At 59.4% G+C, this 11,014-nt stretch carries 9 protein-coding genes, 1 tRNA gene and 1 pseudogene; 3 read left to right on the top strand and 8 right to left on the bottom strand.

What is annotated here, in order from left to right; all coding sequences use genetic code 11:
* Positions 1-98: 98 nt before the first annotated feature.
* Positions 99-932: a CE1 family esterase gene (locus HMPREF3098_RS09695; RefSeq protein WP_070434981.1), complete on the bottom strand. Its 834-nt coding sequence runs from the start codon at positions 930-932 to the stop codon at positions 99-101.
* A gap of 154 nt (positions 933-1,086) precedes the next feature.
* Between HMPREF3098_RS09695 and HMPREF3098_RS11400 the strand changes: the two genes are divergently transcribed.
* Positions 1,087-1,890 carry a hypothetical protein gene (locus tag HMPREF3098_RS11400; RefSeq protein ID WP_070434980.1) on the top strand — a complete coding sequence of 268 codons (804 nt, stop codon included), beginning with the start codon at positions 1,087-1,089 and terminating at the stop codon, positions 1,888-1,890.
* An 81-nt stretch (positions 1,891-1,971) separates the two neighbouring features.
* Positions 1,972-3,216: a pyridoxal phosphate-dependent aminotransferase gene (locus HMPREF3098_RS09685; protein ID WP_210385975.1), complete on the top strand. Its 1,245-nt coding sequence runs from the start codon at positions 1,972-1,974 to the stop codon at positions 3,214-3,216.
* A 51-nt stretch (positions 3,217-3,267) separates the two neighbouring features.
* Here the strand turns inward: HMPREF3098_RS09685 and galE are convergent, their stop codons facing one another.
* The 7 genes and pseudogenes from galE to dcd form a co-directional block, all read right to left on the bottom strand.
* Positions 3,268-4,311, bottom strand: coding sequence for a UDP-glucose 4-epimerase GalE (galE, locus tag HMPREF3098_RS09680; protein WP_070434978.1), 1,044 nt, complete (start codon positions 4,309-4,311; stop codon positions 3,268-3,270).
* A 191-nt stretch (positions 4,312-4,502) separates the two neighbouring features.
* The gene (locus tag HMPREF3098_RS09675) at positions 4,503-5,864 is read right to left on the bottom strand and encodes a UDP-glucose dehydrogenase family protein (RefSeq protein WP_070434977.1); all 1,362 of its coding nucleotides are present in this window, start codon (positions 5,862-5,864) and stop codon (positions 4,503-4,505) included.
* Between the two features lie 47 nt (positions 5,865-5,911).
* Complete coding sequence (locus HMPREF3098_RS09670) at positions 5,912-6,907, bottom strand: ABC transporter substrate-binding protein (protein WP_070434976.1); 996 nt, start codon at positions 6,905-6,907, stop codon at positions 5,912-5,914.
* Between the two features lie 94 nt (positions 6,908-7,001).
* Positions 7,002-7,676, bottom strand: a complete 675-nt coding sequence (locus HMPREF3098_RS09665; protein ID WP_070434975.1) for an ABC transporter permease — start codon at positions 7,674-7,676, stop codon at positions 7,002-7,004.
* On the bottom strand, positions 7,669-8,352 hold the full coding sequence (locus HMPREF3098_RS09660) for an ABC transporter permease (RefSeq protein WP_070434974.1): 684 nt from the start codon (positions 8,350-8,352) through the stop codon (positions 7,669-7,671). The genes HMPREF3098_RS09665 and HMPREF3098_RS09660 overlap by 8 nt, the downstream gene beginning before the upstream one ends.
* 158 nt (positions 8,353-8,510) lie before the next feature.
* Positions 8,511-9,386: pseudogene (locus tag HMPREF3098_RS09655) on the bottom strand (ABC transporter ATP-binding protein); the annotation flags it as partial.
* A 100-nt stretch (positions 9,387-9,486) separates the two neighbouring features.
* Positions 9,487-10,053 carry a dCTP deaminase gene (dcd, locus tag HMPREF3098_RS09650; RefSeq protein ID WP_035114264.1) on the bottom strand — a complete coding sequence of 189 codons (567 nt, stop codon included), beginning with the start codon at positions 10,051-10,053 and terminating at the stop codon, positions 9,487-9,489.
* Between the two features lie 196 nt (positions 10,054-10,249).
* Here dcd and HMPREF3098_RS09645 point away from each other — a divergent pair.
* Positions 10,250-10,323, top strand: a tRNA-Gly gene (locus HMPREF3098_RS09645).
* Positions 10,324-11,014 lie beyond the last annotated feature (691 nt).

Here is an 11,014-nt window from a genome sequence, read left to right as displayed (position 1 = left end):
CCCTTTCCCCCCTCACCCCCTCCAACCCCCAAACCAAAAAAGGGACAGCCCCCGCCGTCCCTTAATCCCCTTTTGTTACAACCGCCGGAACCGCTTTGTTACAGTCGCTGCCGCTTCAAGAAGTTCCACACTTCCTGGCTAGCATCGGGCACGCGGTTCCATGTGTGATTCTGCGGGTTGGTCAGCAGTTGCAGCTCCTTGCGCGCACATGGGTAGACATGGCGCTTACCACCCGGGATGTTGGTTACGCACGGCGCCCCCACACAGCCATTGCGCTTCTTGTAGCTGTTGACCAGCACAGGAACGGCCAGGTAGTGGCTCCCATTGTGCCGATAGCCACCGTGGTACTTCATCATCGCGTCGCCCGTACCGTGGGAAATCAGGAACGGAATCGGACGGTTAGAGCACCCGCGGTTCACCGGATCGTAGAACGCCCCGCCCACGGCCGCCGCACCCGCAAAGATATGAGGCAAATGACAGGCCACGACCGCAGTCATGCCGCCACCATTGGAGTGCCCAGTGGCGTAGATCCGGCCGCGATCCACATTGTAGGTCCTGTCGACCTCCGCAATGATCTGCGTGATGAATTTCAGATCCTCGCCCGGGCGCACCACAGCGTACGGGGCGCCTTCCCAACCGTGATTGATGGACTCGGGGTAGATGCGGATTGCCTCGCGAGCCGCACCCGTCTCATGCAAGCGGGAGTAACGGCGGAAGTTCTCCGGCGTATCGCGCCATCCGTCAAAGCCGAACAGCACCGGCGGCACAGCCAGAGGAGGTGGTTGCGCCTGAGCCTGGGTTCCGGTGAACTCGGCTACAGAAGGGACAACACCGGCGCCACTGACCACAGTCAGCGCCGCCAATGCCGTGATCGCCGTTCGCTTAATATTCTTTACTTGAGCAATAAGGTTTTTGTGCGCACACAGAACCATAAATCAGCTTTCAACTGCGCGAAAGCCTTCACGGAAGCTCATTACCCCCGATAGTTTTTCTCAGCTTTTGTTTTCTCGATAGCCACACCAGCCACATGGGTCACAGTGTTTCTAAGAGTGGGGTGAAGCGAGCCCTTTCACCTAGACTGAAGTAATGAATTCCACGCCTTCCGCACCCTCTGGAGTGCCCAAAGATCAGGGGAGCCAGCCGCAGTCCCCAGACGCGGCGGGCACCCCAGTAGCACCTGAAGAGACCCCAACTTCGGCACCCCCAGCGGAAGCGCAGAAACACGGTCGCGCGCACGCAGTGAAAGCCAAGATGCGGTCCATCATGCCGTGGTGGGCATGGATCTTGGTGCTCGGTCTCATCGCCGCGGTATTAGCTTCCATGTTGGCCTTGGCCATGATGAAATCGGGGCAAGACAAGGAACGCACTCCCGCCGGTTCCGCCACCGGCGTTACCGCCAGCTACCCTGCGCCCACCACAACGGGAAAGTATGACAAGGAACGGGAAACCGATCCCGTGGCACCTCCCGGTGGTGGCTACGTTCCCCCTGCACAGCAGTGGGCCCCAGAGGAACAGCAGTCGGTGGAGACGTCGGCGTCGGAAACAGAAACGCGCCAGACCCGAGCACCCGGAAACAACCGTGGCGACCGCCCCAACCGCGGTGACAATCGCCCCAACAACGGACGGCCCTCAAATCCTGGAAACAATGCGCCCAGCAGGCCACAGAATGGAGGCAATACGGGCAACGGCGGCGGTGCCGGTGGAAACTCCGGTAACGGCGGTAACTCCGGTAACGGCGGCACGGGCGGAACCGGGAACACCGGTGGCACGGGGACAGGGACGAATAACGGCGGGGGCACCAGCGGCACTGGTGGCACGGGAGAGACCGGTGGTACGGGTGGCGCCGGCGGAACGGGAGGCAATGGGAACGCCACCGAGGGTGGTAACTAAAGCCCCGAGGCTTACCGCGCCTGCGCCTTCAGGACGGGGTTTCGCGCACCCGCCGGACGGTCAACTGGCACAATGGGGAGAATGAGTACCCCTAAGCGCCCCAGTGAGCTACGCTCGTTGGATCAATCCACGAAGCTGAAGAACGTCCTTTACGAGATTCGCGGACCGGTGAACGCGGAGGCGGAGCGGATGGAGGCCGATGGCCACCGCATCCTCAAGCTCAACACCGGTAACCCCGCAGTGTTCGGGTTCGAGGCCCCAGATGTGATCATGCGCGACATGATCGCGGCGCTGCCCACCGCACAGGGTTATTCCACATCTAAAGGCATCATCTCTGCTCGGCGCGCGATTTTTGCCCGCTACGAGGTAATCCCCGGCTTCCCGTCGTTCGATGTGGAGGACGTCTACTTAGGCAATGGCGTGTCCGAGCTGATCACCATGACGATGCAGGCACTGCTCAACGATGGCGACGAGGTCCTCATCCCCTCCCCTGACTACCCGTTGTGGACGGCTTCCACGTCCCTGTCCGGAGGTCGGCCCGTGCACTACCTGTGCGATGAGGAAGACAATTGGAATCCTTCCATTGAGGACATCAAGGCCAAGGTCACGGAGCGCACCAAGGCCATTGTTGTAATTAACCCGAATAACCCGACGGGTGCTGTGTACTCTCGCGAAATTCTGCAACAGATTGTGGATATTGCCCGCGAGCACTCACTGCTTATTCTGGCCGATGAGATCTACGACAAGATTCTTTACGATGACGCCAAACACATCAATATCGCCAGCCTGTGCCCAGACCTTTTGTGTATCACCTATAACGGGCTGTCGAAGGCCTACCGCGTGGCTGGTTACCGCGCTGGCTGGATGGTGCTCACTGGCCCGAAGGGGCACGCACATGGATTCATCGAAGGGCTTACATTGCTGGCGGGCACGCGCTTGTGCCCGAACGTGCCCGCACAGCATGCCATTCAGGTGGCGATTTCCGGGCGGCAGTCCATTGACGATCTGGTGCTCCCGGGCGGGCGCTTGCTGGAGCAGCGCAATGTGACGTATGACAAGCTGAACGAGATCCCGGGCGTGAGCTGCGTAAAGCCCATGGGTGCACTGTATGCATTCCCACGGTTGGATCCGAATGTGCATGAGATCCACGATGACGAGCAGTTCATGTTCGACCTGCTGCGGCAAGAGAAGATTCACTTGGTGCAGGGCACGGGCTTTAACTGGCCCACCCCGGATCACTTCCGCATCGTCACGCTGCCGTGGGCTCGTGATCTGGCGGATGCGATCGAGCGGCTGGGTAACTTCTTGGCGAGCTACCGGCAGTAAAGAGAGTTGCCCCCACAACCCCGGCCTGCTGTTAGTTGTTGGTTCGCCAGCCTACTTCGGCTCGTTGTCGAGGACGGCGGGCAGTTTTTCTGCCCACTCCATCGAGGAGCTTACACCATCGGCGATACTGAGTTCCGCCTTCCAATCCAGTAGACGCTCCGCCTTTGCGGTGAGCGTTGCACAACCTACAACATCACCCATGCGCGCGTCCGCGGTCTGAGACTTCAACGGGTGGCCCGTGGCATCCCCGAACGCATCCACCAGCTCGAAGACGGTTGTTCCGGTGCCGGTTCCTAGGTTGATGATGTTGTAGTTCTCATTGAGGGGACCGGTGGGGTTTTGTTGTGACTCCCGCGCGGCGTCCTCCATAACCCCATCAAAGCGCTGCAAAGCCGCAACGTGCGCACGGGCCAGGTCCCACACGTGAACGTAGTCCCGCAGGCCGGACCCATCGCGAGTTGGCCAGTCCACGCCAGTGACGGTGAAGGTACCGCCGGTGGTGTGGGCTTCGATCATCTTGCCCAGCACGTGGGTGGGGTGCGGATCCTGCAAACCGGTACGCATCTTCGGGTCAGCACCGATGGGGTTGAAGTAGCGCAGGGCTAGGCACTGCATCTGGCCGGTGGCGGCGAAGTCGCGCATCACGCGTTCCAGCAGCGCCTTGGAGGCCGCGTAAGGGCTCTGCGGGTTAGTCTCCGCGGTTTCGTCGACCATGTAGTCCTCGCCTGGCTCATACATGGAGGCCGTAGAGCTAAGGATGAAACGCTTCACACCGTGACGGGCGAGCTCCCGCAGCAAGATGATGGACTTGCCCACGTTGTTGTCGTAGTACTCCAGAGGCTGCGCAACGGACTCGGGCACCACGATCTTGGCGGCGCAGTGGATAACGCTCTCGATCTCCGGGTGATCGGCGAAAATGCGATCGAGCACCGCCGCATCGGCGATATCGCCTTCGTAGTATTCGTGCTGGGCAGCAAAAGTGCGCAGCCCCCTGCTGAAGTCATCGAGGATAACCGGGGTAATCCCGTTATCCACGCAGCAGTTGGCAATGGTGGAGCCGATAAAACCGGCACCGCCGGTGATCAAGACCTTCATGTTTCTCCTGGATCGGTGCTTCGTTGCGTTTGGCATTCACCTTACTCGCAGGCCGGCGGCGAGCTTTCTTTCACACGTGCCCATCTTGAATGATAAGGTCCCGCCACGAGGCCCATTAATTGCAAAATCGCCGACTTTGCAATTAGGCACCCGAGGACCCCAGCGCCAGATACCCCAGCGCCAGCAGCTCCCTAGCCCCGCCCCAGCGCCAGCAGTCGCCAGCCCGCTGCCTCCCAGGCTTCACGCGGCAGGCAGTTGCGACCGTCGATCATCACCGGCTGCACAGCACCTTCGGGATCATTCGCCCGGCGCACGCCCGCTACCAGCTGCTTCGTTTCGACCGGGTCCAAGTTCTGGAACTGCTTCCACTCCGTCGCCAGGATCACAACCTCGGCATCTTCCAGCGCTTGCTCCACGGTTTCCGCGTAGGTCAACGTGGGGAACAGCTTCGCGGCGTTGTCCATCGCCTCCGGGTCGAACACGGTCACAGCCGCACCAGCCAGGTTCAGCGCGCCCGCCACGCTCAGGGCTGGCGAATCGCGCACGTCATCACTGTTGGGTTTGAACGCAGCCCCCAGCACGGTCACGTTCCGCCCAATCAGGGATCCCCCTAGCGCCCGGCGCGCCAACATTACTGTCTTCTCGCGCCGCCGCATGTTGATCGCATCCACTTCGCGCAGGAACGTTAGCGCCTGATCCGCACCCAGTTCACCGGCACGTGCCATGAACGCACGAATATCCTTCGGCAAGCAACCGCCGCCAAAGCCCAGGCCCGCGCCCAGGAATTTACGCCCGATGCGCTCGTCCATTCCGATCGCATCTGCCAGCGCCGTCACGTCCGCACCGGTGGCCTCACAGACCTCGCTGACCGCGTTAATGAAGGAAATCTTCGTAGCCAAGAACGCATTCGCGCTCACTTTCACCAGTTCGGCGGTCGGTAGGTCCATTACCAAGAACGGCGAACCTCCCTCGAGCGGTTTCGCGTAAATCTCTCGCGCGATCCGCTCCGCTCCGCTATCGTCAGCCCGCACACCCAGCACAATCCGGTCGGGTGTGAGCGTATCCTTCACCGCGTAGCCTTCGCGTAGGAATTCGGGGTTCCAGGCGACCTCAACGTGCGCTTTTTTACCCGACGCCCCCAGCTCATCCACCATAGCCTGCAGCCGGATGGCAGTGCCCACGGGGACGGTGGACTTTCCCAGAATTAGGTGCTCGCCCTCCAGTAGCGGAACAAGCTCATTGACAACGGCCTCTACGTAACGGGTATCGGCCGCATAAGAACCCCTACGCTGAGGCGTGCCCACGCCAATGAAGTGCACGTTGGCGAATTCCGCTGCCTTTTTGTAATCAGTGGTGAATGACAGGCGACCGTTTTCGATGTTTTTCTTTAACAGCTCGGGAAGACCGGGTTCAAAGAACGGAACGCGCGCTTCCGAGAGAGCGGCAATCTTCGCTTCATCAACATCCACACCCAGGACTTCGTGCCCAAGTTCAGCCATGCAGGCTGCGTGGGTAGCTCCCAGGTAACCGGTACCAAACACTGTCATACGCATGCCGAAAGACCTTACCGACGGGAAGTAAACCAAAGATGAAATAAGGGTTATTTCTTTGCGAGCCCCTTGCTTTCCAACCAGTCTTGCGCAATCTGCTCGGGCTCGGCCTTTTCCGCGCCCGAATTGCGCTCATTCATGGCCTTCAAGTCCTCGGTGGTGAGCTGCTTTTGCACGTCTTCCAGCTTCTTCTTGGCTTCATCGCTCAGCTTCGCTGAGCGATACAGGGGCAGCACTTGCTGCGCCAAGATCAGGCGCTTGGGGTCCTTGAGCTCCACCACATCCACCGGCTTTCCGCTCTTGTCTACAACGGGAGACGTGGTGTAGATATCCGCCACATCAATATCCCCGTTGGCCAGGGCGGTCACGGTCAACGGACCGCCACCATCACTGATGCCACGGAAATTCACGTTCAGGGACTTCATTCCGTATTCGCTCTCCAAGCCCTTGGGACCATATGGTCGCTCCTTGAGCTCGGGATTACCGCCCATGGTGATGGACTTGTTCTCTACGTACTTAGCCAGTTCCTCGAGGGTAGTGACCTTATTCTTCTCGGAGAATTCCTTGGTCACTCGGTACGAATCTTTCGATTCTGCCTGCGCTGCCGGCCCAGCCTCGATGCCATTGGGCAGGGATTCCTGCAATGCGTTAGTGACATCTTCCGGGGAAGCCCCTGGCTTCAGTGCGCTCTCCTGCGCTTTCCCCTTGGCATAGAACTGCGCCACGTTGCCACTGTATTCCGGAACCACATCTATATCGCCCTTTTCCAGTGCCTTCAGGTAAACATCGCGGGCACCAATTCCCCCCTTAAAGGACACGTTCATACCGGCATCTTTAAGCACAATGGTGTAAATCTGACCCACAATTTCGCTCTCGGGGAAGTTGGCCGACCCCACCGTGATGGTCTGGCTGGAATTCCCGCCGTCGGTTCCCTTACCTCCATTGGCCAACGGATCCTCGTTTGAACCACACGCCACCAGCGCACCACCACCCAGCATGGCGGTGAGGGTCAGGGCGACAACGCGGTTGTGGTGAGTTTTAAGCATGAGGTGAAGCCTCGCAATCAATGATTCTGATCATGGCCGAATTCTATTCATCATGGATTGCGCGTACCTGGGCAGCCATGATGCTCCCACCACCCTACTGAGGTAACGCGACAGGCGCCGGTGCCACTGAGCGCGAGACCACAGACAACACAGCCTCCAGCACCACTATCAAGCCGATCACCAACACCGCTCCGGCAATCACCACGGGGTAATCACTCAATGCTAGCCCATCGATGAGGTACCTGCCCAGCCCTCCGGTTCCCAAGTAAGCACAGATCGTTGTGGTTGCCACCACCTGGAGTACCGCGGAGCGAATACCGTCCACGATGGAGCTGGCGGACAACGGAACCTCCACCATCCGCAGGATCTGCCCCTCGGAGTGCCCCACTGCGCGGGCACCGTCCACCACATACCGCGGGATCGCCCGCATACCGGAGTACACACCGGCCAGGATCGGCGGAACAGCCAGTATCACCAGCACCACCAATGAGGGCACCAGCCCATCGCTAGTCCCTCCTGGCAGCATGAGCGCCAACACCGTCAATAGCCCCAAAGACGGCACGGCCCGCAGCACACCAGATAATGCGACAACAACCGATCCACCACGGCCCGTATGCCCAATCCACAATCCGATCGGGACGGCAATGAGCAGCGCGATCAGCATCGATACCCCGCTGATGGCGAGGTGCTCCATAATCCGCGCCCAGTGGCCATCGGGGGCGGTCCAGCGGGGGGCGTCGGCCAAAAGTTCCCAAGCTTTGTTAAACATAGGCCACCCGCTTCCATGGCAACAGGAGCCGGGCGAGAAGGATCCACAACGCATCCAGCACCGCGGCAAGTGCCACGATCCCCACGATGCCGGCCAGGATCTGCGTGGGGAAACTTCGCTGGAAGCCAGAGGTGATGAGGTCGCCCAAGGTGCTCACACCGATCAGCGCGCCGACGGAGATAAGGCTGATGGTGGAGGCCGTGACCACTCGCATGCCCGTAATGATCGCCGGGGCGGCCATGGGCAATTGCACAGACCAGAACAATTGGGCTGGGGCGTAACCCACCGCCTGAGCAGCCAGGTTGGGGGCGGCATCGATACCATCGAAGGCCTCAGCGACCACGCGTACCTGCAGCGCTAGGCCGTACAGAATCAACGCGATAATCACGTTAAGGGGACTGAGGATGCTGGTACCCAGGATCACCGGGAGCACCACGAACAGCGCCAGCGAAGGGATGCCGTACAGGATGCCACTGGCCATGATGATGCCCGTCCGGGCCGGTTTCCAGCGGCTGTTCAGGCCTGCTTTATGGGCGAGGTAGCCGATGGGGATAGCCAGAAGGCCTACGGCTAGCAGGACGGGGAGGGCTATTTGTAGATGACGCCACGCTAGGTCCGCAATTAGATCTGCATTGGCGGAAAGCCATGCGGTGTTGAGCCATGCCTGAGTATTCACGGGCGCTCCTCCCCCGTGACGGGACGGGAGGTGGTGGAGTCGGCGGCGGTAGGTTCCGCGGTGGCGGGGTCGGCGATGGTAGGTCCCGCGGTGGCGGGGTCGGCGGCGGTGGAGTCACCGATAGTGGGGCGCGTGGAGGCGGGATCTGTAGAGGCTTGCGAGCTGTCGTTGTCCAAAGTGCCCAGCACGGTGCCACGTTGATCCACCACAATGCGCTGGCCGTTGCGCTGCACGGTGCGCAACTGGCGATCGGAGAGGCCCAGGAAGTCGCGGACGAAGTCATTCGCAGGGTTAGTCAGTAAGTCGTGAGGTCTGCCCTGTTGGGCGATGCGCGCGCCCGATTGCAGCAAGACTATGTGATCGGCCAAGGTGAGGGCCTCGTCCACATCGTGGGTGACCAGCACGATGGTCTTCCCCAGCCGGTTTTGAATGTCTAGCAGCAGTTCCTGCAGACTACGTCGCACGATGGGGTCCACAGCTCCGAAGGGCTCGTCCATCAGGAGGATGTCCGGATCCGCGGCGAGAGCGCGGGCCACTCCGGCCCGTTGTTGCTGCCCGCCCGAAAGCTGACTGGGGTATCGCTCCAGCAGCTCTGGGGCTAGGTCTACCAGAGCGGCGGTGGAGGCGGCACGCTGGGCGGCCTGAGTTTTGGATTGCCCGTTCAATCGCATGACGCTGGCGATGTTGGCCCCCACCGTCTTGTGGGGCAACAAACCCGCGTTTTGGAGCACGTAACCGATGGATCGGCGCAGCTGCACGGGATCAGTATCCGCCACATTGCGACCCTTGATGCGCACCTCACCGGAGGTGGGTTCGACCATGCGATTGATGGTGCGCAACAAGGTGGTTTTGCCGCAGCCGGATGAGCCTAATAGCACGGTGGTGGAACCGGCTGGTACCTCGAGGGAGAAGCTGTCGACGGCTTTGGTGGAGCTTGGGTTGCTCAGTTCAGCCTTGCTCGAGTGACCCCGCTTCGACTTCGCTGAGCCTGCTCGATCCGGGTAAGTGACGGTGACGTTGTGGAAGCTAATCAATGGTGAAGCTTTTCCTCGATGCTGTGGGAGAGGTCGCGGGGCCCGCCGAGGTTTCATAGCTGCGGTTTCTTCCCGTGCCACTACCCCAGCTGCTGGCTATTTAATCCCTGAAGTTCAGGTATGCCTTCGACGGTGTAGGGCCACGCTGGCCTTGGTACTTGCTGCCGAGAGCACCGCTACCATAGGGAGATTCCGCAGGACTGGTCATGCGGAACAACGCCAGCTGGCCGACTTTCATTCCCGGGTACAGCGCAATCGGTAGGTTCGCGGTGTTGGAAAGCTCTAGCGTGATGTGCCCGGTAAAGCCGGGGTCGATGAACCCGGCCGTGGAGTGCGTGAGCAGGCCAAGGCGCCCCAGGGAGCTTTTTCCTTCCAGTCGGCCGGCGAGGTTGGAAGGGATCGTGAATTTTTCTAGCGTGGCACCCAACACAAATTCTCCGGGGTGCAGGATGAACGCTTCATCGTCGGGTACTTCGACGAGGGTGGTGAGTTCCTCTTGCGGCAGCTTGGGATCGATATGCGTGTACTTGGAGTTATTGAATACACGGAACAGCCCGTCCAGGCGGACGTCGATGCTGGATGGCTGCACCATCGCATCGTCGTGGGGCTCGATGGCTAGCTGGCCATCGCTAAGGGCGGCGCGAATATCACGATCTGAAAGTAACACGGCCTCTACTCTATCGGTATCGGTGACAGAATTTGCCTGCGGTGACGGATTCAGTTCGAAAGGGTTGCAGTGACGGATTCGGTGCGAATGGATTGCCGGGTGCCGGTTGCACGGTCCTTTTGTACCCAGTGCTAGACTTCTACCCGCACACAATAACGTGCGATTCACGTTCTCAAACGTGCGTGGGTTTGCACATGCCGATGTAGTTCAATGGTAGAACTCCTGCTTCCCAAGCAGGCGGCGCGGGTTCGATTCCCGTCATCGGCTCCATGTAATCAGTCGGGACATAGTTGGCATCATCAGTCGCGACATGGTTGACACTGTGCACCGCAGGGTTAGAACGTTGTTCTGGCTCTGCGGTGGTTATGTTTGGGCGGGGCGGGTGTTCTTGATCAAGTTGGGGTGGTAGCGACTAGCCAACGGACTAAACAGGCTCCAGTCACGAGTCGGAGATGCCATAACGCATGGCTCATTATCGCTGACGGGCACATGCTCATCACCGCGCGAAGCGCCATCACCTCACTCTTTGCGGGTGACTATATCGAACTTCTAACCAAATTCATTGGCTTCACACCGGTTTGACTGCAACGTTTTCCCCTTATCTTCACCCCAGACGACGCTTCAAAGGTTAGTGTTCTTATTTTGTTTGTACCATACGCACTGCAATGAGACGGAAAATCTAGGACGAAATGGCAGCATTCTCCTACCTCGATTTGGTACCTAAGCCCAGCTCTGCGCACTAGCTCCAACCGGCAGCGCCTCAGCTTAAATGCCGCGCAACCAAAATGAAGATTAACGTCTAGAGAATGAGTTTTTCCATCAAACCCCAACAATCAGTACCGAATTTAGATTCTGTTCATCAAGGATTAAAATCGGCAAGATAGATTCTTGATATTTGTAATATTCAGAAAAGTTCATGCAGAATTCATCAGAAGTTACTGTCCTAAACTTGCGCATTACC

The sequence above is a fragment of the Corynebacterium sp. HMSC28B08 genome (assembly GCF_001806865.1).
GTDB lineage: Bacteria > Actinomycetota > Actinomycetes > Mycobacteriales > Mycobacteriaceae > Corynebacterium > Corynebacterium auriscanis.
This window is presented reverse-complemented; position numbering and strand designations above follow the sequence as displayed.